Annotated in this window: 15 protein-coding genes and 1 pseudogene; 13 read left to right on the forward strand and 3 right to left on the reverse strand. The window is 61.6% G+C overall.

What is annotated here, in order from left to right:
- The first annotated feature begins 96 nt into the window (after nucleotides 1–96).
- Nucleotides 97–327 carry a 50S ribosomal protein L31 gene (gene rpmE / locus ACU688_RS23220; RefSeq protein ID WP_448186515.1) on the forward strand — a complete coding sequence of 77 codons (231 nt, stop codon included), beginning with the start codon at nucleotides 97–99 and terminating at the stop codon, nucleotides 325–327.
- Nucleotides 328–614: 287 nt separating this feature from the next.
- Nucleotides 615–1,883, forward strand: coding sequence for a malic enzyme-like NAD(P)-binding protein (locus ACU688_RS23225; RefSeq protein ID WP_017738862.1), 1,269 nt, complete (start codon nucleotides 615–617; stop codon nucleotides 1,881–1,883).
- A 139-nt stretch (nucleotides 1,884–2,022) separates the two neighbouring features.
- Here ACU688_RS23225 and ACU688_RS23230 read toward each other — a convergent pair whose 3' ends face one another.
- Nucleotides 2,023–4,485: a penicillin-binding protein 1A gene (locus tag ACU688_RS23230; protein ID WP_448186566.1), complete on the reverse strand. Its 2,463-nt coding sequence runs from the start codon at nucleotides 4,483–4,485 to the stop codon at nucleotides 2,023–2,025.
- Between the two features lie 206 nt (nucleotides 4,486–4,691).
- On the opposite strand from ACU688_RS23230, the gene pilM reads away from it, so the two are divergent.
- From pilM to hemE, 10 genes and pseudogenes are all read left to right on the forward strand, one after another.
- Nucleotides 4,692–5,345 carry a type IV pilus biogenesis protein PilM gene (gene pilM / locus ACU688_RS23235; protein WP_448186516.1) on the forward strand — a complete coding sequence of 218 codons (654 nt, stop codon included), beginning with the start codon at nucleotides 4,692–4,694 and terminating at the stop codon, nucleotides 5,343–5,345.
- Nucleotides 5,345–5,896, forward strand: coding sequence for a PilN domain-containing protein (locus ACU688_RS23240; RefSeq protein ID WP_448186517.1), 552 nt, complete (start codon nucleotides 5,345–5,347; stop codon nucleotides 5,894–5,896). Before pilM ends, ACU688_RS23240 begins: the two co-directional genes overlap by 1 nt.
- Nucleotides 5,893–6,864 (forward strand): pilus assembly protein PilP, encoded by a 972-nt coding sequence (locus ACU688_RS23245; RefSeq protein WP_448186518.1) that lies wholly within the window; start codon nucleotides 5,893–5,895, stop codon nucleotides 6,862–6,864. The genes ACU688_RS23240 and ACU688_RS23245 overlap by 4 nt, the downstream gene beginning before the upstream one ends.
- Before the next feature lie 142 nt (nucleotides 6,865–7,006).
- A pseudogene (locus ACU688_RS23250) lies at nucleotides 7,007–8,245 on the forward strand (type IV pilus secretin PilQ); the annotation flags it as partial.
- A 4-nt stretch (nucleotides 8,246–8,249) separates the two neighbouring features.
- Nucleotides 8,250–8,768, forward strand: coding sequence for a shikimate kinase AroK (gene aroK / locus ACU688_RS23255; RefSeq protein WP_016979191.1), 519 nt, complete (start codon nucleotides 8,250–8,252; stop codon nucleotides 8,766–8,768).
- Between the two features lie 125 nt (nucleotides 8,769–8,893).
- On the forward strand, nucleotides 8,894–9,994 hold the full coding sequence (aroB, locus tag ACU688_RS23260) for a 3-dehydroquinate synthase (RefSeq protein ID WP_017738869.1): 1,101 nt from the start codon (nucleotides 8,894–8,896) through the stop codon (nucleotides 9,992–9,994).
- 10 nt (nucleotides 9,995–10,004) lie between these two features.
- Nucleotides 10,005–11,573, forward strand: a complete 1,569-nt coding sequence (locus ACU688_RS23265; protein ID WP_448186519.1) for an SPOR domain-containing protein — start codon at nucleotides 10,005–10,007, stop codon at nucleotides 11,571–11,573.
- Nucleotides 11,574–11,926: 353 nt separating this feature from the next.
- Nucleotides 11,927–16,372 (forward strand): glutamate synthase large subunit, encoded by a 4,446-nt coding sequence (gene gltB / locus ACU688_RS23270; RefSeq protein WP_448186520.1) that lies wholly within the window; start codon nucleotides 11,927–11,929, stop codon nucleotides 16,370–16,372.
- Between the two features lie 32 nt (nucleotides 16,373–16,404).
- Complete coding sequence (locus tag ACU688_RS23275) at nucleotides 16,405–17,823, forward strand: FAD-dependent oxidoreductase (protein ID WP_016979195.1); 1,419 nt, start codon at nucleotides 16,405–16,407, stop codon at nucleotides 17,821–17,823.
- 243 nt (nucleotides 17,824–18,066) lie between these two features.
- On the forward strand, nucleotides 18,067–19,134 hold the full coding sequence (gene hemE, locus ACU688_RS23280; RefSeq protein ID WP_257782689.1) for a uroporphyrinogen decarboxylase: 1,068 nt from the start codon (nucleotides 18,067–18,069) through the stop codon (nucleotides 19,132–19,134).
- 140 nt (nucleotides 19,135–19,274) lie between these two features.
- Here hemE and ACU688_RS23285 read toward each other — a convergent pair whose 3' ends face one another.
- Nucleotides 19,275–20,501 (reverse strand): MFS transporter, encoded by a 1,227-nt coding sequence (locus ACU688_RS23285; protein WP_448186567.1) that lies wholly within the window; start codon nucleotides 20,499–20,501, stop codon nucleotides 19,275–19,277.
- A gap of 172 nt (nucleotides 20,502–20,673) precedes the next feature.
- Here ACU688_RS23285 and ACU688_RS23290 point away from each other — a divergent pair, with 172 nt between their 5' ends.
- Nucleotides 20,674–21,567, forward strand: a complete 894-nt coding sequence (locus ACU688_RS23290; protein WP_448186521.1) for a LysR family transcriptional regulator — start codon at nucleotides 20,674–20,676, stop codon at nucleotides 21,565–21,567.
- Nucleotides 21,568–21,950: 383 nt separating this feature from the next.
- On the opposite strand, the gene ACU688_RS23295 is transcribed toward ACU688_RS23290, so the two are convergent.
- Entirely contained in the window at nucleotides 21,951–22,394 is a 444-nt protein-coding gene (locus ACU688_RS23295; protein WP_448186522.1) for a hypothetical protein, read from the reverse strand.
- Nucleotides 22,395–22,404 lie beyond the last annotated feature (10 nt).

The raw sequence follows: 22,404 nt of genomic DNA on the forward strand, positions 1-22,404 counted from the left end.
TGCGCGTTTAAAAAGGTCTGGTAGAATCCGCGGCCTAATTACGTGCGGTATTCGACAATAGTGTCGAGTGGCGGCACGCTAGCCCGAGGAAGTGCCATGAAAGCCGATATCCATCCAGAATACGTAGCAATCGACGTAACTTGCAGCTGCGGCAACAAGTTCGTAACCCGTTCGACCCTGGCCAAGCCACTGGGTACTGACGTATGCAACGAGTGCCACCCGTTCTACACCGGTAAGCAGAAAACTCTGGACACCGGCGGCCGCGTACAGCGCTTTGCTGACCGTTTCGGCGCTTTCGGCAAGAAGGCTGCTACTCCAGCAGAGTAAGCCTGAAAAACCCCCTGGGTTTTTCCCGCTGAAAAAAGAGGCGCCCCCCGTGGGTGCCTTTTTTGTGCCTGGTATTTGATAAAAACCGCTTGAATCGACGTTTAAATAAAAAATTGTAGACATTTTTTAAATCGATTGTGAACAGTTGAGCCCTTGTATCCCGTGGCCTTAGACCAAAGTACGGCGCTCTGGGGCCTTGACACCGGTGACTACCCAGTCTTGTAGGGACTTTACGACACGCGTATCCTCGGCGGTCCGTCGACCAACAGTAAAAGCGGAATGCCGATATGTCTGATTTGAAAACTGCCGCTCTCGAATATCATGCCAATCCTCGTCCAGGAAAGCTGAGTGTAGAGCTCACCAAAGCCACCGCCACCGCTCGCGACCTGTCGCTGGCCTACAGCCCTGGCGTGGCCGAGCCCGTACGTGAAATCGCCCGCGATCCTGAGTTGGCGTACAAGTACACCGGCAAGGGCAACCTGGTTGCAGTGATTTCCGATGGCACCGCGATTCTGGGCCTGGGTAACCTCGGCCCATTGGCTTCCAAGCCAGTCATGGAAGGTAAAGGCGTGCTGTTCAAGCGCTTCGCCGGCATTGACGTTTTCGACATCGAAGTCGATTCCGAGAGCCCGCAGGCTTTCATCGACACTGTTAAGCGCATTTCCATCACCTTCGGTGGCATCAACCTGGAAGACATCAAGGCACCTGAGTGCTTCGAGATCGAAAAGGCCCTGATCGAACAGTGCGACATCCCGGTATTCCACGATGACCAGCACGGCACCGCGATCGTTACCGCAGCCGGCATGATCAACGCCCTGGAAATCGCTGGCAAAACCCTGGCTGACGCGAAGATCGTCTGCCTGGGCGCTGGTGCAGCGGCTATCTCGTGCATGAAGCTGATCGTGAGCATGGGCGCCAAGCTGGAAAACATCTACATGGTCGACAGCAAGGGCGTGATCCAGTCCGAGCGTACCGACCTGAACCAGTACAAGGCGATGTTTGCCCACCCGTCCTCCAAGCGCACCCTGGCTGACGCCCTTGACGGTGCAGACGTGTTCGTTGGCCTGTCCGGCCCGAACCTGCTGAGCGCTGAAGGCCTGAAGTCCATGGCGGCCAACCCGATCGTGTTCGCCTGCTCCAACCCGGACCCAGAGATCTCGCCAGAGCTGGCTCACGCCACTCGCAACGACGTGATCATGGCCACCGGCCGTTCGGACTACCCGAACCAGGTCAACAACGTACTGGGCTTCCCGTTCATCTTCCGTGGTGCCCTGGACGTTCGCGCCAAGCGCATCAACGAAGAGATGAAAGTAGCCGCCGCCAACGCCCTGCGTGAACTGGCCAAGCTGCCAGTGCCTCAGGACGTGTGCGACGCCTACGGTGGCGCCAAGCTGGAATTCGGCCGTGAGTACATCATTCCGAAGCCAATGGACAAGCGCCTGATCACCCTGATCTCCGATGCCGTGGCCAAGGCCGCAATCGAGACCGGTGTGGCTACCCTGCCGTATCCGAAGAACTACCCGCTGCAAAGCGTGGATGATGTGTTCAACGGCTAAGCCGTTGTAGCGCACCAACAAAAAGCCCCGGCTCTCGCGAGTCGGGGCTTTTTGCTGTGTGGCACTTAACTTGAGCCTTGCACAGCACCACATGTGGGAGCCAGCTCCCACAGAAGCCAGCTGCCACACTGGATCTGCATCAGAACAGATCGATCGGCGCCGCCTCATCCGCCGGCAACGGGCTACCCGGTGCCACGCCATTGCCCAGTTCGTTGACCGACGGCGGCGTGTCTTCGCTCTTGAACAGTTCGAAGTAGGCATTCGGCGTGCTTGGTGATGCCGCACGGCCACTCACTGGGTCGATCCGCAGGCTGAGAATGCCTTCCGGCTCCGGCTGGGTGTGCAGGGGCTTGTCCTTCAAGGCGGCGCCCATGTAGCTCATCCAGATCGGCAGCGCGACGGTGCCACCGAACTCGCGACGGCCGAGGCTTTCCGGTTGGTCATAGCCGGTCCACACGGTGGTCACGTAGTCGCCGTTGTAGCCGGAGAACCAGGCGTCCTTGGAGTCGTTGGTGGTACCGGTCTTGCCGGCGATGTCGGCGCGGCCGAGGGCCAGGGCGCGACGGCCGGTGCCTTTCTTGATCACGTCTTGCAGGATGCTGTTGAGGATGTAGGTGGTGCGGCCATCCACAATGCGCTCGGCAACGGCAGGCGCCTGCGGCTCGGTAGGCGTCGCGGCGTTTGCAGCGGGCGCAGCACCTGGGGTCTGTTCGATGGTGATGCCACCGTTGCTCGGTGCTGCCAGGCCATCGGTAGCGGCCACGCCGTTGACCACATCACCCGGCACGCGCGGCGGGTTGGCGGTGAACAGGGTGTCGCCATTGCGGCTTTCGATCTTGTCGATCAGGTACGGCGCGATCTTGTAGCCGCCGTTGGCAAAGGTGCTCCAGCCGGTGGCGATTTCCATCGGCGTGAGGGTCGCGGTGCCCAGGGCCAGGGACAGGTTCGGCGGCAGGTCCGACTTGTTGAAGCCGAAGCGCGTCATGTAGTCGATGGTCTTGCCCACGCCCATCGCCTGCAACAGGCGGATCGACACCAGGTTGCGCGACTTGTACAGCGCCTCGCGGATACGGATCGGGCCAAGGAAGGTGTTGGTGTCGTTCTTCGGACGCCAGACCTTGTCCAGGTATTCGTCGACAAACACGATCGGTGCATCGTTGACCAGGCTGGCAGCGGTGTAGCCGTTATCCAGCGCGGCGCTGTAGATAAAGGGCTTGAAGCTTGAGCCCGGCTGGCGCTTGGCCTGCACGGCGCGGTTGTAGTTGCTCTGCTCGAAGGCGAAGCCACCGACAAGGGCGCGGATGGCACCGTTCTGCGGGTCGAGGGAAACCAGGGCGCCCTGGGCCAGCGGCACCTGGCTGAATTTCAGGCTGTCATCCTTCTGGCGTTGCACACGGATCAGGTCACCCACCTGCGCCACGTCGGACGGCTGCTTGGGCATCGGGCCCATGCTGTTGGTGTTCAGGAAGGGGCGCGCCCACTTCATGCTGTCCCAGGCCACATGGGCTTCGCCGGTGCGAGTCAGCACCTGCACGCCGTCTTTTTGCACCTGGGTCACGATGGCCGGTTCCAGGCCGCTGATGGCGCGCTGTTTGCCGAGTTCGGTGGTCCAGGCGCTGAGGGTCTTGCCCGGCAGGCGCGACTCAGGCCCACGGTAGCCGTGGCGCTGGTCGTAGGTGATCAGCCCGGAATGCACCGCGTTGTTGGCGATTTCCTGGGTGTCACTCGGCACCGTCGTGGTCACGCGGAAGCCTTCGGTGTAGGCCTCGCTGCCATAACGGCCGACCATCTCGGCGCGGGCCATTTCAGCGATATAGGGTGCGTTCACTTCCGGCGTCGGCACGTGGTAACTGGCGTTCAACGGCTCGGCCACCGCGCTTTCATAGGCGCGCTGGTCGATCTTGCCCAGCTTGTACATGCGGCCCAGGATCCAGTCGCGGCGCTCTTTGCTGCGTGCCGGGTTGGCCAGTGGGTTGAAGCGCGACGGCGCCTTGGGCAGGCCGGCGATCATCGCCATCTGCGCCAGGCTCGCGTCGCGGATCGACTTGCCGTAGTAGACCTGAGATGCCGCCTCGATGCCGTAGGCACGGTTGCCCAGGTAGATCTTGTTGACGTACAGCTCAAGGATCTCGTCCTTGGTCAGCTGGCGTTCAATCTGCAGGGCCAGCAGGATCTCGGTGGCCTTGCGCGAAAAGCTGCGCTCGCTGGTGAGGAAGAAGTTCTTCGCCACCTGCATGGTGATGGTGCTGCCGCCGGATTGAATGTGTCCGCTTTTTACCAATTGCGTGGCGGCACGTACCAGGCTACTGGGGTCGACGCCGTAGTGGTTGGCGAAATTATCGTCTTCGGCCGACAGCAATGCGCTGATGAAATTGGGTGGAATATCGGCGAAACGGATCGGGGTGCGGCGCATTTCGCCGAACTCCGCGATCAGTTTTTCATCGCTGCTGTAGACCCGCAAAGGAATCTGCAACTGGATACTTCTGAGGGCCTCTACGGAGGGCAAACCCGGACTAAGGTAGAGGTAGGCCCCGCTGAGTACGAGCAGCAGCCCGCAGACGATCGCGACAATGGAGTACCCGAAAAACTTCAGCAGACGAATCAAGGCTTTTGGATTTCCAGAGAAAAGAATGGGTTAGGCGTCGGGGCATGCATGGCTAACGATGGATCGACCCGGGCTGTCGGTAAATAGCGGGGAAAAACGCTGGGCATTAAAGCATTTTTCGGCTTGGGGCGTCATTCGCGCCTGCTCAGCGGCTAACCGGCGGTAGGACCGCCGTTATGACAGGGAAAGTTTTGGGGAGTTTTATGAGAAAGGGATTTTTCAGGCGAAAAGTTGATGTCGTCCTCGGCGTCGATATCAGCGACACGGCGATCAGGCTGGTCGAGTTGGGCCATTCCAGCAGCGGTTACACCGTCAAAGGCTACGCCACACAGGTGCTGCCGCTTGGTTCGGTGGTCGATGGCAGCGTGCTGGACCTGGCGTCTGTAGGGCTTGCACTGCAACAGGCGGTGGCCCGGTTGCACACGTCAGCCAGGTACGCGGCCATTGCCGTGGCAGGCCCTTCGGTCATTACGCGGGTGATCGACATGGAGTCCGGGCTCAGCGACGAAGAAGTGGGCTGGCGGATTCAGATGGAAGCCGACCACTACATCCCCTATCCATTGGATGACGTGGCCATCGACTATCAAGTGCAGGGCCCATGCGCCCAGGACCCGGCGCGGGTCGAGGTGCTATTGGCGGCCTGTCTCAGGGAGCAGGTCGCGGCGCGCGAGGCCGTTTTGGCCCAGGCCGGGCTGGTGGCGAGGGTGGTGGATGTCGAAGGGTTTGCATTGGCGCGTGCTTGCAGTCAGGATTTCGCCAGCTTCACGCCGGGCCGTCGAGTCGATGGCGCACAATGGGCCGTGGATGCCCAGGGAATGGGAGTGGCTTGCGGGTTGGCCCTGAGGAGTTTCGCTTGATGACACGAATCAACCTTTTACCTTGGCGTCAGGCTCTGGCAGAACGGCGGCGCAAGTTTTTCCTGATGTTGCTGCTGGCGTTCGCCTGTGTGGCGCTCGCAGCGGTGTGGTTGGCAGATCAAGTGATCGACCAGGCGATTGATCGGCAAGTCACGCGCAACAACCATCTGGATAAGGACGTCGCCGTCCTCGATTCACGCATCAAGACCATCGACGACCTGCAAGTGCAAAGCCAGCAATTGGCGCAGCGCATGAAGGTTGTCGAGGACTTGCACGATGGGCGCTCGTCCGGCGCCCAGTTGCTGGATCAGTTGGCGCGCGCCGTGCCGGATGGGGTGCACCTGCATGAAGTGGTGGCCAAAGGCGATACGGTGAGCATTCGCGGCAGTGCTGAATCCAGCCAGGATATCGCCCAGTTGATGCGTCGCCTGGAGGCCACTGAAGGCGCCCATGCCACCCGCTTGCAGCAGGTGCGAACGGAAGGCGCGCGCGGCGCCAATGAATTCCAGTTGATGGTGCGCCAGGGAGAGTCCGGCGAGGTGCAACCTTGAGCCTGTCCAGGCTCGATCTTTCTGCGCTCACTCACAACGCTGCACATTGGCCCTTACCTGGCAAAGCCCTGCTGGGCTGCGCCTTGGCAGGCCTGTTGTTTGTGGTGGGTGAGCTGGTGTACCTGAGCCCGGCGCGGGAGCGGTTGCACCAGGCCGAGGCGCGGGAAGTGGCCCTGCAACAGCAAGTCGCGCAAAAAACTGCCTTGGCTTCCAGCCTGGAGCACCGCACCCGTCAGCTCGAACTGATGCAGGTGAAGGTCGATGGGCTTTTTCAGGCGCTGCCCGCTGAATCCGAAATCCCCGGCCTGCTGGAAGACATCGCGCGGTTGGCATTGGCCAATGGCTTGTTGGTTGAAAGCGTCACGCCGCTGGACGAGCAGCCACAGGCTTTTTATGTCGAACAACCGGTGGCGGTTGGCGTCAGTGGCGCCTACCACGACTTGGCGCTGTTCGTCAGCGCATTGGGTGGCCTTTCCCGATTCGTCACGGCCCATGAGGTTGTCCTGCGCCCGGAGGGCAGGTTGCTGCGTCTTGAGCTGCTGGTGAAGAGCTATTGGCGTACGTCTGCGGGTGGCCGGCAGGCTGAGCCCATCATGCCGGGCGCGCGCTTTGTCTACGACTCATCCGGCCTGCGCGACCCGTTCACGCCGCTTGCCGTTCAGGCCGATCACACGCGTGGGCGGCCAGCCCGGGCGCCGGACCTCACGCGCCCGCGTGGCGTCCTGGAAGCGTACGCGGTCGACCAGTTCGAAATGGTCGGCACCCTGTCTCGTGGCGTACAGGCTTTTGTCCTGCTGCGCATGGCCTCTACGGTGCACCGGCTGGCGGTTGGTGACTACCTGGGGCCGGATCACGGCCGGGTCACGGCCATTTATGCCGGGTATGTCGAGCTGGTGGAGTTGTTCCCCGATGAACAGGGTGCATGGCTGGAGCGCCCGCGAACCCTCGTGTTAAACGTCAACTCATAACGGAATCAACCCAATGAAAAGGACTTTCCTGTCCTTCGGTGTGGCGCTATGGATAGCGTTCACGGCACCGATGGCTGCTGCTGTGCCCAATCGCGTCGACCTGATCCAACTGCCGCCGCCGCAGGCGTTGGCGGCGGACAGGCTCAACCTCAACTTCCAGAGCATCGAACTGCGTGCGGCATTGCAGCAAATCGCCGACGTGGCGGGCCTCAACCTGGTGGCCAGCGACGATGTGCAAGGCTCGATTACTTTGCGGCTCAAGGATGTGCCCTGGGACCAGGCGCTTGACCTGGTGCTGCAAGCCAAGGGCCTGGATAAACGGATCAAGGCCGGCGTATTGCTGGTGGCGCCGGCTGAGGAGTTGGCCGCCCGCGAACTGCTCACCCTGGAATCGCGCCGGCAAATGGCCGAGCTGGCGCCGCTGCGTCGGGAGCTGTTGCAGGTTAATTACGCCAAGGCGGCGGACCTGGCCAAGCTGTTCCAGTCGGTGTCGGGGTTGGAAGGCAGCACCGATGAGCGCGGCTCGGTGGCGGTGGATGACCGCACCAATAACATCATTGCCTACCAGACCGGCGAGCGGCTGGAGGAGCTGCGGCGGATCGTGGCGCAACTGGATATCCCGGTACGCCAGGTGATGATCGAGGCGCGGATTGTCGAGGCCAATGTGGATTACGACAAAAGCCTCGGTGCGCGCTGGGGTGGACGGCTCAATCGCGGGAACTGGGGCGCTGGCGGAATCCCCAAGCCGTTAGCGGAGGGCGCAGAACCGCCGGAAAATCCGCCCAGCTCGCCGTTTGTCGATTTGGGGGCGATTACCGGCACGTCGGGCCTGGGCGTTGCCTACATCACCGACAACCTGCTGCTGGACCTGGAGCTGACCGCCATGGAGAAAACCGGCAACGGTGAAATCGTCTCACAGCCCAAGGTGGTCACGTCCGACAAGGAAACCGCGCGCATCCTCAAGGGCACCGAGATCCCTTACCAGGAATCCAGCTCCAGCGGCGCCACCTCGGTGTCGTTCAAGGAGGCCTCGCTGTCCCTGGAAGTCACCCCGCAAATCACCCCGGACGGCCACGTGATCATGGAGGTCAAGGTCACCAAGGACGAGCCGGACTACCTGAACAAACTCAACGATGTGCCGCCGATCAAGAAGAACGAAGTCAACGCCAAGGTGTTGGTCAAGGATGGCGAGACCATCGTCATTGGCGGGGTTTTCTCCAATACCCAAAGCAAAGTGGTAGATAAAGTGCCATTTTTGGGCGATGTGCCGTATCTTGGCCGCCTTTTCCGGCGCGATGCGCTGGCGGAGAAAAAATCCGAGCTGCTGGTATTCCTGACTCCGCGTATTATGAATAACCAGGCGATTGCTGTGAGTCGTTGATTCTGTGCGAAATTTGATTCTTGTAGGACCGATGGGGGCTGGAAAAAGCACCATCGGCCGTTTGCTGGCCAAAGAGCTGCGCCTGCCATTCAAAGATTCCGACAAGGAAATTGAATTGCGCACGGGTGCCAATATCCCATGGATCTTCGATAAGGAAGGCGAGCTGGGCTTTCGTGACCGCGAGCAGGCGATGATCGCCGAGCTGTGTGGCCTCGACGGCGTGGTATTGGCTACCGGCGGCGGCGCAGTCATGCGCGAAGAGAACCGTCGGGCGCTGCATGCCGGTGGTCGGGTGGTCTATCTGCATGCCTCGGTCGAGCAGCAGGTGGGTCGCACCGCGCGCGATCGCAATCGCCCGCTGCTGCGCACGGCCAACCCGGAGAAAACCTTGCGGGACCTGCTCACGCTGCGCGACCCGCTGTATCGGGAAATCGCCGATCTGGTGGTGGAAACCGATGAGCGGCCGCCGCGGATGGTGGTTCTCGACATTCTCGAGCGCCTGCAACGGCTGCCACCCCGTTAAAGCCAGGCCCGAAATGCGCTATTCTCGGCGGCGCGCCATCACCTCCCGAGGTGTGGCGTAGAGCCATCAGGCAACGCCCCATCTCGACGTTGCCGGTCGTCACACCATCTCTAACGCGGGGACACATGCAGACACTTAAGGTCGATCTAGGCGAGCGTAGCTACCCGATCCATATTGGCGAGGGTCTGCTGGACCAGCCCGAGTTGCTTGCACCGCACATTGCTGGGCGGCAAGTGGCGATCATCTCCAACGAAACGGTCGCGCCGCTGTATCTAGAGCGTCTGAGCCGCAGCCTTGCGGCGTATTCGGTGATCTCGGTGATCCTGCCCGACGGCGAAGCCCACAAGAACTGGGAAACCCTGCAACTGATCTTTGATGGCCTGTTGACGGCACGCCATGACCGCCGCACCACCGTGATCGCCCTGGGCGGCGGTGTGATCGGCGACATGGCCGGCTTTGCGGCGGCCTGCTACCAACGTGGCGTGGACTTTATCCAGGTGCCGACCACCTTGCTGTCCCAGGTCGATTCGTCGGTGGGTGGCAAGACTGGTATCAATCACCCGCTCGGCAAGAACATGGTCGGCGCGTTCTACCAGCCGCAGGCTGTACTGATCGACACCGCGACCCTCAATACCTTGCCGCCCCGCGAGCTGTCGGCGGGCCTGGCGGAAGTCATCAAGTACGGGCTGATCTGCGACGAGCCGTTCCTGGCCTGGCTGGAAGAACACGTCGACGCCTTGCGCAACCTCGACCAGGTGGCACTCACCGAGGCAATTTCCCGCTCCTGCGCCGCCAAGGCGCTGGTGGTGAATGCCGACGAACGGGAGTCCGGCGTACGGGCCACCTTGAACCTCGGCCACACCTTTGGCCATGCGATCGAAACGCACATGGGCTATGGTGTGTGGTTGCATGGAGAGGCCGTGGCGGCTGGCACAGTGATGGCATTGGAGATGTCGCAACGTCTGGGCTGGATCAGCGCCCAGGAGCGTGATCGTGGTATCCGCCTGTTCCAGCGCGCCGGTTTGCCGGTCATCCCGCCTGAAGAGATGACCGAGGCGGACTTCCTCGAACATATGGCGATAGACAAGAAAGTGATCGACGGTCGACTGCGACTGGTGCTGCTGCGCCACATGGGCGAAGCCGTGGTAACCGACGATTATCCAAAAGAGATTTTACAAGCCACGCTGGGAGCGGATTACCGCGCCCTGGCTCAGCTGAAAGGTTAATCAGATCCCGATGACTAGTTTGCATGCCGACGAGGCGTTCCTCGGCCATTACCAGTTAAGCCACGACCCTTTTGCTCCACGGGTGCCTGGTTTCAAATTTTTCCCGGCCCAGCGCAAGCCAGTGCTGGGGCAGTTGCATCATCTGGCGCGCTACAGCCAGTTGCTGCTGGTGGTTACCGGCCCGTTGGGCAGCGGCAAGACCTTGCTGCGCCAGGCGTTGGTGGCGAGCACCAACAAGCAATCGGTGCAGAGCGTGGTGGTCTCCGCGCGCGGCGCCGGTGATGCAGCTGGCGTGCTGCGCCAGGTGGCCCAGGCGCTGGACGTGTCCACGGCCGAGCCGAACGCGATCCTCAAGCAGGTGGTGCAGCTGGGTCTGACCGGCCAGGAAGTCTATTTGCTGGTGGATGACGCCGAGCAGCTCGACGAGTCCGCCCTCGAAGCGCTGCTGGCGCTGGCCGCCGGTACGCCGGAAGGTCGCCCGCATGTGTTCCTGTTTGGTGAGTCGTCGCTGATCGCCGATCTGGAGCAGATCAGCGGTGATCAAGAGCTGTTCCACGTGATCGAATTGCAGCCGTACGAAGAAGAAGAAACCCGCGAATACCTGGCTCAACGCCTGGAAGGTGCAGGCGCCGGTATCGAACTTTTCACGGCAAATCAGATCTCTGATATTCACGAAAGCTCCGACGGCTGGCCTGGCACCATCAACCAGGTTGCCCGCGATGCGATGATCGAAGCCATGATTGCCAGCCGCTCTGCGGTCAAGCGTCCAAAGATGGGGTTCACTATGCCTAAGAAGCACGTATTGGCTATTTCCGCAGTTGTTGTGGTTGCTGTTGCCGCCGCCTGGTTGATCCCGGGTCGCAGCAAGGCACCGACCACTGCCGGCGCGCCAACCGAACAGGCGCAGTTGCCACTGGGCAAGCCTACTCCGAACGTTGAATTCGCCAACTCCGGCCAGCCGACCAACCTGCCGATGGTCGGTCAGCCGGTGATGCGCGGCCCGCTCGCCGAAGAAGCCGGTGGCATCTCCGAAGGCGACGACGGCGTGCCGGTGGAAGGCTCCAGCGCCACCCCGCCAACCGTCACCACGACCGCGCCACCTGCAGGCGTGCCAGCAGGCCAGCCAGCAGCGGTGGCCAAGCCGACGCCGGCACCGACTGTCGCCACCGCCAAGCCGGCACCAGTGACCAAACCGGTTGTCGCAGCGCCTGCGCCTGCTGCCAAGCCAGCCCCGGCTCCGGCCGCCAAACCGGCTGAAAAGCCTGTCACCGTCGCCAAAGCGGGTGCAGCGGGTAGCGGTTGGTATGGCAGCCAGCCTGCCAGCAACTTCGTCGTGCAGATCCTCGGCACCAGCTCCGAAGCCAACGCCCAAGCGTTCGTGAAAGAGCAGGGCGGCGAGTACCGTTATTTCAAGAAAGTGCTCAACGGCAAGCCTCTCTACGTGATCACCTACGGCAACTTCTCCAGCCGTGCAGCCGCTGATTCTGCGATCAAAACCTTGCCAGCGAAGGTTCAGGCTGGTAAACCTTGGCCTCGCACTGTTGCCAGCGTTCAACAAGAACTCGCAACAACTCGCTGAAGATCCGGCGGCCTTACCCAGGCCGCCCTCCCGGCACCTCAAAAAATATCCGCAAGTGCGTGCTGCCCTTACAGGCCGCGCGCTTTGTGGTGTCTGCGTCACAGTGGCTTTTGAGTCGTAGCGGTCAGAATTAAAAAAGTTTTGACTAGCACAGCATATCGCTTTAAACCTTTCATAAATGCGACATAGATTTGCGACATTTCGTCGCTAAATTTGTGAGCGTCTGTGTCGGTGTGTACAATGACCTCCCTTTTGCCCCCGCTAAGCCGGCGTACGTTCGGCGTGGAAGGTAACCGGTTGAATTGAAAAGAAATTTGCCTCGTTATAAGAGGCAGCCTGGTGAGAAAGTGTCTATGAAAGCAGGTCTGTACCAACCCGATGAATTCAAGGATAACTGTGGTTTCGGCCTGATAGCCCACATGCAGGGCGAGCCCAGCCACACCCTTCTGCAAACGGCCATCGAGGCCCTGACCTGCATGACCCACCGCGGTGGGATCAACGCCGACGGCAAGACCGGTGACGGTTGTGGCTTGCTGATTCAAAAGCCCGACCTGTTCCTGCGCGCTGTCGCCAAAGAGCAATTTGCGGTCGACCTGCCCAAGCAGTACGCCGTGGGCATGGTGTTCTTCAACCAGGACCCGGTCAAAGCCCAAGCCGCTCGCGAGAACATGAACCGCGAAATCGTCGCCGCCGGCCTGCAACTCGTCGGCTGGCGCAAAGTGCCGATCGACACCAGCGTCCTCGGCCGCCTCGCGCTTGAGCGCCTGCCGCAGATCGAACAAGTGTTCATCGCCGGCGATGGCCTGAGCGACCAGGACATGGCGATCAAGCTGTTCACCTCGCGTCGTCGTTCGTCGGTTTCCAACGCCGCCGACACCGAGCACTACATCTGCAGCTTTTCCCACAAGACCATCATTTACAAAGGCCTGATGATGCCGGCGGACCTCACCGCCTTCTATCCAGACCTCAGCGATGAGCGCCTGCAAACCGCAATCTGCGTGTTCCACCAGCGCTTCTCCACCAACACCCTGCCGAAATGGCCGCTGGCCCAGCCATTCCGCTTCCTCGCCCACAACGGCGAGATCAACACCATCACCGGCAACCGCAACTGGGCCGTGGCCCGTCGCACCAAGTTCGCCAACGATCTGATGGACCTGGAAGAGCTCGGCCCGCTGGTCAACCGCGTCGGCTCCGACTCCTCCAGCATGGACAACATGCTCGAACTGATGGTCACCGGCGGCATCGACCTGTTCCGTGGCGTGCGCATGATCATTCCGCCAGCGTGGCAGAACGTCGAAACCATGGACCCGGACCTGCGTGCGTTCTACGAGTACAACTCGATGCACATGGAACCGTGGGACGGCCCGGCCGGCGTCGTGATGACCGACGGTCGCTACGCCGTGTGCCTGCTCGACCGCAACGGCCTGCGCCCGGCGCGTTGGGTGACCACCACCAACGGTTTCATCACCCTCGCGTCGGAAATCGGCGTGTGGAACTACCAGCCCGAAGACGTGATCGCCAAAGGCCGCGTCGGCCCTGGGCAGATCCTCGCCGTGGACACCGAAACCGGGCAGATCCTCGACACCGATGCGATCGACAACCGCTTGAAGTCCCGTCACCCGTACAAGCAATGGCTGCGCAAGAACGCCCTGCGCATCCAGGCGACCATGGAAGACAACGACCACGGTTCGGCTTTCTATGACGTCGACCAGCTCAAGCAGTACATGAAGATGTACCAGGTCACGTTCGAAGAGCGCGACCAGGTGCTGCGCCCACTCGGTGAGCAGGGCTACGAAGCCGTCGGCTCCATGGGCGATGACACGCCGATGGCCGTGCTGTCCCAGCGCGTGCGCACGCCGTACGACTACTTCCGCCAGCAGTTCGCCCAGGTGACCAACCCGCCGATCGACCCGCTGCGCGAAGCCATCGTGATGTCGTTGGAAGTGTGCCTCGGTGCCGAGCGCAACATCTTCCAGGAATCGCCTGAGCACGCCTCCCGCGTGATCCTCAGCTCGCCAGTGATCTCCCCGGCCAAGTGGCGCTCGTTGATGACCCTGGACCGCCCAGGCTTCGACCGCCAGATCATCGACCTGAACTACGACGAGAGCCTCGGCCTTGAAGCCGCGGTGCGCAACGTCGCCGACCAGGCCGAAGAAGCCGTGCGTGCCGGTCGTACCCAAATCGTGCTGACCGACCGTCACATCGCCCCGGGCAAGCTGCCGATCCACGCCTCCCTGGCCACCGGCGCGGTGCACCACCGCCTGACCGAAAAAGGCCTGCGCTGCGACTCCAACATCCTCGTCGAAACCGCCACCGCCCGCGACCCGCATCACTTTGCGGTGTTGATCGGCTTCGGCGCCTCGGCGGTGTATCCGTTCCTCGCGTACGAAGTACTCGGCGACCTGATCCGTACCGGTGAAGTGCTGGGCGACCTCTATGAGGTGTTCAAGAACTACCGTAAAGGCATCACCAAGGGCCTGCTGAAGATCCTGTCGAAGATGGGCATCTCCACCGTCACGTCCTATCGCGGTGCGCAACTGTTCGAAGCCATCGGCCTGTCCGAAGAAGTCTGCGACCTGAGCTTCCGTGGCGTGCCAAGCCGCATCAAGGGCGCGCGTTTCGTCGATATCGAAGCCGAGCAGAAAGCCCTGGCCGCCGAAGCCTGGAGCGCGCGCAAGCCGATCCAGCAAGGCGGCCTGCTCAAGTTCGTGCACGGTGGCGAATACCACGCGTACAACCCGGACGTGGTCAACACCCTGCAAGCCGCTGTGCAGCAGGGCGACTACGCCAAGTTCAAGGAATACACGAGCCTGGTGGATAACCGCCCGGTGTCGATGATCCGCGATCTGTTCAAGGTGAAGACCTTGGACACGCCGATGGACATCAGCGAAGTCGAGCCGCTGGAATCGATCCTCAAGCGCTTCGACTCCGCCGGTATCTCCCTGGGCGCCTTGTCGCCTGAGGCTCACGAAGCCCTGGCCGAAGCCATGAACCGCCTGGGTGCGCGTTCCAACTCCGGTGAAGGCGGTGAAGACCCGGCGCGCTACGGCACCATCAAGAGCTCGAAAATCAAGCAGGTCGCGACTGGCCGTTTCGGCGTGACCCCGGAATACCTGGTCAACGCCGAAGTGCTGCAGATCAAGGTGGCCCAGGGCGCCAAGCCGGGCGAAGGCGGGCAACTGCCAGGCGGCAAGGTCAACGGCCTGATCGCCAAGCTGCGTTATGCCGTGCCGGGCGTGACCCTGATTTCGCCACCGCCGCACCACGACATCTACTCGATTGAAGACTTGTCGCAGCTGATTTTCGACTTGAAACAAGTCAACCCGAAGGCCCTGGTCTCGGTGAAACTGGTAGCAGAAGCCGGCGTGGGCACCATCGCCGCTGGCGTGGCCAAGGCCTATGCCGACCTGATCACCATCTCCGGCTACGACGGCGGCACCGGCGCTTCGCCGCTGACCTCCATCAAGTACGCTGGCGCGCCATGGGAACTGGGCCTGGCTGAAACCCACCAGACCCTGCGCGGCAACGACCTGCGTGGCAAGGTCCGTGTGCAAACCGACGGCGGCCTGAAAACCGGCCTCGACGTGATCAAGGCCGCGATCCTCGGCGCCGAAAGCTTCGGCTTCGGCACCGCGCCAATGATCGCCCTGGGCTGCAAATACCTGCGCATCTGCCACCTGAACAACTGCGCCACCGGTGTAGCCACCCAGAACGAGAAGCTGCGCAAGGATCACTACATCGGCACTGTCGACATGGTGGTGAATTTCTTCACCTACGTCGCCGAAGAAACCCGTGAGTGGCTGGCCAAGCTGGGCGTGCGCTCCCTCGAAGAGCTGATCGGTCGTACCGACCTGCTGGAAATCCTCCAGGGCCAGACCGCCAAGCAGCACCACCTGGACCTGACGCCGCTGTTGGGCAGCGATCACATCCCGGCCGACAAACCGCAGTTCTGCGGCGTCGAGCGCAACCCACCGTTCGACAAAGGCCTGCTGGCCGAGAAGATGGTGGAAATCGCCGGCTCGTCGATCAACGACGCCAGCGGTGGCGATTTCGCCCTGGATATCTGCAACTGCGACCGTTCCATCGGCGCGCGCATCTCCGGCGAAATCGCGCGCAAGCACGGCAACCAAGGCATGGCGAAAGCGCCGATCACGTTCCGCTTCAAAGGCACTGCGGGCCAGAGCTTTGGCGTGTGGAACGCCGGTGGCCTGCACATGTACCTGGAAGGCGACGCCAACGACTACGTGGGCAAGGGCATGACCGGCGGCAAGCTGGTGATCGTTCCGCCGAAAGGCAGCGTCTACAAGACCCAGGACAGTGCCATCATCGGCAACACCTGCTTGTACGGCGCCACCGGTGGCAAGCTGTTCGCCGCCGGTACGGCCGGTGAGCGTTTCGCCGTGCGCAACTCCGGTGCCCACACCGTGGTGGAAGGCACGGGCGATCACTGCTGCGAGTACATGACCGGGGGCTTTGTCGCGGTACTGGGCAAGACCGGTTACAACTTCGGTTCGGGCATGACCGGCGGTTTCGCCTACGTGCTCGACCAGGACAACACCTTCGTCGACAAGGTCAACCACGAGTTGGTCGAGATCCAGCGGATCAGCGGCGAAGCCATGGAGTCCTACCGGAACCACTTGCAGCACGTGCTGGACGAGTACGTCGAGGAGACCGGCAGCGAATGGGGTCGTAACCTCGCCGAAAACCTCGATGATTACCTGCGTCGTTTCTGGCTGGTCAAGCCCAAGGCTGCCAACCTGAAATCGTTGCTTTCCAGCATCCGTGCCAACCCGCAGTGATATGCGCCTGAAGAGTTTGATGAGGTTTTAATATGGCTGAACGTCTGAATAACGACTTCCAGTTCATCGATGTCGGGCGCAAAGATCCGAAGAAGAAACTGTTGCGTCAACGCAAGAAAGAGTTCGTGGAAATCTACGAACCCTTCAAACCCCAGCACTCGGCCGACCAGGCCCACCGTTGCCTGGGTTGCGGTAACCCGTATTGCGAATGGAAGTGCCCGGTGCACAACTTCATTCCCAACTGGCTCAAATTGGTGGCCGAGGGCAACATCCTCGCCGCCGCCGAGCTGTCGCACCAGACCAACACCCTGCCGGAAGTGTGCGGCCGGGTGTGCCCGCAAGACCGTCTGTGCGAGGGTGCGTGCACCCTTAACGACGGCTTCGGCGCGGTGACCATCGGTTCGGTGGAGAAGTACATCACCGACACCGCGTTCGCCATGGGCTGGCGCCCGGACATGTCCAAGGTCAAGCCGACCGGCAAGCGCGTCGCCATCATCGGCGCCGGCCCTGCCGGCCTCGGTTGTGCCGACGTATTGGTACGTGGTGGCGTGACCCCGGTGGTGTTCGACAAGAACCCGGAAATCGGCGGCCTGCTGACCTTCGGCATCCCCGAGTTCAAGCTGGAAAAAACCGTCCTGAGCCACCGTCGTGAAGTATTCACCGGCATGGGTATCGAGTTCCGTCTCAATACCGAAATCGGCAAAGACATCACCATGGAGCAACTGCTCGAAGAATATGATGCCGTGTTCATGGGCATGGGCACCTACACCTACATGAAAGGCGGCTTTGCCGGTGAGGACCTGCCGGGCGTTTACGACGCGCTGGACTTCCTGATCGCCAACGTCAATCGCAACCTGGGCTTTGAAAAGTCGCCGGAAGATTTCGTCGACATGAAAGGCAAGAAGGTCGTGGTGCTCGGCGGTGGTGACACCGCGATGGACTGCAACCGTACGTCGATCCGCCAGGGCGCCAAGTCGGTGACCTGTGCTTATCGCCGTGACGAAGCGAACATGCCCGGCTCGCGCAAAGAGGTGAAGAACGCCAAGGAAGAAGGCGTGAAATTCCTCTACAACCGCCAGCCGATTGCCATCGTTGGTGAAGACCGCGTTGAAGGCGTGAAGGTGGTCGAGACCCGTCTCGGCGAACCGGACGCCCGTGGCCGTCGCAGCCCTGAGCCGATCCCGGGTTCCGAAGAAATCATCCCGGCTGATGCCGTGGTCATTGCTTTCGGTTTCCGTCCAAGCCCGGCGCCGTGGTTCGAGCAGTTCCAGATCCAGACCGACAGCCAGGGCCGCGTTGTAGCCCCGGAACAAGGCCAGTACAAGCACCAGACCAGCAACCCGAAGATCTTCGCCGGTGGCGACATGGTGCGCGGTTCTGACCTGGTGGTCACCGCGATCTTCGAAGGGCGTAACGCCGCCGAAGGGATCCTGGATTACCTGCAAGTCTGACCCCGATCCCGAGCTGAAATGGGATCAAACTGTGGGAGCTGGCTTGCCTGCGATAGCGCTGTAACAGTCACCGGATGTATCGACTGAACCACCGCAATCGCAGGCAAGCCAGCTCCCACATTTGTTTTGCGCAGGTTCAAGTTATTGTCGTAAATCAACCCGATAGACAAAAGGCACGGCGCACTCCGTGCCTTTTGCGTCCGGCTCTGAGAAAATGCCCGCACTTTTTTTGCGGATGCCGACATGACTGCCCTCAAGAACGACCGTTTCCTTCGTGCCCTGCTCAAGCAACCCGTGGACGTCACCCCTGTGTGGATGATGCGCCAGGCCGGTCGTTACCTGCCGGAATACCGCGCCAGCCGCGCCAACGCCGGCGACTTCATGAGCCTGTGCATGAACCCGGAGTTCGCCTGCGAAGTCACCCTGCAGCCGCTGGACCGCTACCCGCAACTGGACGCGGCCATCCTGTTCTCCGACATCCTCACCATTCCCGATGCCATGGGCCAAGGCCTGTACTTCGAAACCGGCGAAGGCCCGCGTTTCAAGAAAGTCGTCAGCACCCTGGCCGATATCGAAGCCCTGCCGATCCCTGATCCGCACAAGGACCTCGGCTACGTGATGGACGCCGTCAGCACCATCCGCCGCGAGCTTAACGGCCGCGTGCCGCTGATCGGCTTCTCCGGCAGCCCATGGACCCTGGCCACCTACATGGTCGAGGGCGGCTCGTCGAAAGACTTCCGCAAGACCAAGGCGATGCTCTACGACAACCCGCAAGCCATGCACCTGCTGCTGGACAAGCTGGCGCAGTCGGTTACGTCGTACCTCAACGCGCAGATCATGGCCGGCGCGCAAGCCGTGCAGATCTTCGACACCTGGGGCGGCAACCTGTCGTCGGCGGCGTACCAGGAGTTCTCCCTGGCCTACATGCGCAAGATCGTCAGCGGCCTGATCCGCGAACACGAAGGCCGTAAAGTACCGGTGATCATGTTCACCAAGGGCGGCGGCCTGTGGCTGGAAAGTATCGCCGACGCCGGCGCCGACGCACTCGGCCTGGACTGGACCTGCGACCTCGGCGAAGCCCGCCAGCGCGTGGGCAACCGCGTCGCGCTGCAAGGCAACATGGACCCGACCGTGCTGTACGCCAAGCCGGAAGCGATCCGCACCGAAGTCGGGCGCATCCTCGCCAGCTACGGCAAGGGCAGTGGGCACGTGTTCAACCTGGGGCATGGCATTACGCCGGAAGTGAACCCGGAGCATGCGGGCGCGTTCTTGCGCGCGGTGCACGAACTGTCCGCGCAGTACCACGAATAAAAAAAGCCCGGCTAAATGCCGGGCTTTTTCATGGCTGAACACAAGTCAAAAATGTGGGAGCTGGCTTGCCTGCGATGGCGGCGTTGGATTCACCACCGCCATCGCAGGCAAGCCAGCTCCCACATAAAAGCAGAACCGCTTCAGGTCTTCGCTGCCCCCAACGGCGGCAACTTCGCCAACTTCAACGCCACCAGCAACGCCCCAATCAACAACGCCACGATAAACCCGCCAATCCCGTTCCACTCGGCGTAATGCCAGAAGAACCCGCCCGCCGTCCCCGCCACACTCGATCCCGCGTAATAGCAGAACAGATACAACGACGACGCCTGCCCCTTGGCCTTCACCGCGCGGCGGCCGATCCAGCTGCTGGCCACCGAGTGGGCGCCGAAGAAGCCGAAGGTGAAGATCAGCATGCCCGGCACCACCAGCCACAGCGGGGTGAACAGGGTCAGGGCGATGCCGGCGAGCATCAGCACGATGGTGGCCCACAGCACGCGGCGGCGGCCGAGGCGGTCGGCGAGGGAGCCGATTTTCGCCGAGCTGTAGATGCCCGAGAGGTACACCAGCGACAACAGGCCGACCACGGCCTGGCTGAGGTCGTACGGATCGCCCAGCAGGCGATAGCCGATGTAGTTGAACATCGTCACGAACGCGCCCATCAGCAGGAAGGCTTCGAGGAACAACCACGGCAGGCCGGCGTCCTTGAAGTGCATGACAAACCCATCCAGCAGGCTGCGCGGCTTGAGGCTGCTGGCGCGGAAGTTGCGCGATTCGGGGAGGATTTTCCAGAACACCGTGGCGGCGATCAGCGCCAGGGCGCCGATGATCAATGTGGCGGTGTGCCAACTGACGAAGTCGATCAGCACGCCCATGATCAAGCGCCCACTCATGCCGCCAATCGCGTTGCCACCGATGTACAAGCCCATGGCCAGGCCGATGTGTTGCGGGTGGATCTCTTCGCTGAGGTAGGTCATCGCGACGGCGGCCAGGCCGCTCAATGACAAGCCCACCAACGCGCGCATCAGCAGAATTCCTTCCCACGTCGGCATCAAGCCACTGGCGATGGTCGCCAGCGCGGCGCAGAACAGGGCGGAAACCATGACCGGCTTGCGGCCCAAACGGTCGGAAATCGGCCCGGTAATCAGCAGGCCACAGGCAAGCATTGCGGTGGCGACCGACAAGATCAGGCTGCTCTGCGCGGCATTGATGGAAAACTCGTGGGACAGCGCTGGCATCATCGGCTGTACGCAATACAGCAGGGCAAAGGTGGCAAAACCGCCGGAGAACAGCGCCAGCACCGTGCGCATGAACATCGGCGTGCCTTTTTCGATGTAGGCGTCATTGAGCTGGGCCACCACCTCATCCAGGGCAGTGGGCGGGACTTCTTGAGCGAGTGGAGCGACAGCAGAATTCACGGGGACCTCGGGGAGGAAAAGCGAGCCAGGACCGGCCATGCAAAAAAGAATATAGCTGGCTAATGATTCTTTCCAATATATTGTTCGACCTGTTTGAGAGCTTTTACGACCTAATGAGGCTGGCATGGAATTACGACATCTGCGGTACTTCATCGCTGTCGCCGAAGAACTGCATTTCGGCCGCGCCGCGCAGGTGCTGGGCATCTCGCAACCGCCGCTGAGCCAGCAGATCCAGGCGCTGGAGCAGCAGGTGGGTGCGCGCTTGTTCGAACGTACCAATCGTCGGGTCGAACTGAGCGAGGCGGGGCGTTTGTTCCTGCATGAGGCGCGGTTGGTGCTGGCCCAGGTCGACAAGGCCGCCGATGTGGCACGACGTGCGCAGTTGGGTGAGCTGGGGGAACTGAAGATCGGTTTCACCTCGTCGGCGCCTTTCAACGCGAGTATTCCCCAGGCGATCTTTGCGTTCCGTCAGGCGTTCCCGGCGGTGCATCTCAACTTGCAGGAGATGAGCAGCACCCAGGTGGCCGAGTCGCTGGTGGACGAGTCGATCCAGGTCGGCCTGATGCGCCCGCTGCCGTTGCCGGATTCGCTGAGTGTGATCGAGCTGATGCGCGAGCCGCTGGTGGCCGTGTTGAACGCTGGCCATCCGTTGGTGGAAGGCAGCGAGCGCGGCTTGCACCTGGCGCAATTGGCCGAGGAACCGTTTGTGTTTTTCCCGCGCAGTTACGGCAGTGGGCTCTATGCGCAGTTGATCAACCTGGCCCGCGACGCCGGTTTCAGCCCACACTTCGCCCAGGAAGCGGGAGAGGCGATGACCATCATTGGATTGGTAGCGGCGGGGTTGGGCGTGTCGGTGCTGCCGGCGTCTTACCAGCGGATTCGCATTGATGGCGTGGTCTATCGCACGTTGCTGGATGAAGAGGCGGTGACGGCGGTGTGGCTGGTGCAGCGCAAGGGCGTGCAGACGCCGATGGCGCAGGGGTTTGTGGAGTTGTTGACGCGTAAGGCTGTTCAGTAAGAAAAACGCACTTCAAAACGAAGCAGATCCAGGTGGGAGCTTCAGTGTTTGCCAATTCGGTTTGCTCGGGCATACTGCCCACGTTCCCGAAAGGGGCTTGTGAGACTCTGAGGATCCTGGGCAACCAGCCATCGCAGAGCCAGGCAGGACGCGGCGATGACAAGCCAACCTGTTTGTGAAGAGGGCGCCGAAAGGCGCCCTTTGTCGTTTCTGGAGAACCCCAGTTCACTGTGTGTGGCGAGGGAGCTTGCTCCCGCTGGGGGCGCCAGCCCCCTAAAACCTGACACCGCGATCTGCCGGAAAAGTCGCGGTGATCGTAGTGGGGCTGCTGCGCAGCCCAGCGGGAGCAAGCTCCCTCGCCACAGGGGGGGGCGGTCCCCGCGTTACTTGGTCGTGCCCGTCTGCTCAAACAACTGCGCCGCCGAGCCGGCCTCGTTTGCGCCATTGCTGCGCAGCCCGGCCATGATGTCGCTGTCCAGGTTGTTCACCCAGCGGTTGTAGTTGCGATGGATCTTGCCGTCCTTGTAGCCCAGGTCGCGGCTGTCGCGGTAGGTGATGGCGTAGCTGTTGCGGGTGTAGCGGATGTCGATGGCGGCGTAATACTGGTTACGGATGGTGATCTCGGCCTGCACCAGTTGCGGGCTCAGGCGCTGCACATTCCACTCGCGCTTTTTCAGGGCGTTGATGATGACCTGCTTCATTTTCTCTTCGCCCACCTGAACATCGGCCGGTATTTCGTGTTGTGGGTTAAGCACTGGCTTGTTGGTGCAACCGGCGGTGGTCAGCAGGGCCAGGGTGATCAGGGTGGCGCGTAGCAAGGAAGACATTCCGTATTCT

The organism is Pseudomonas acericola (SeqCode), assembly GCF_053456465.1.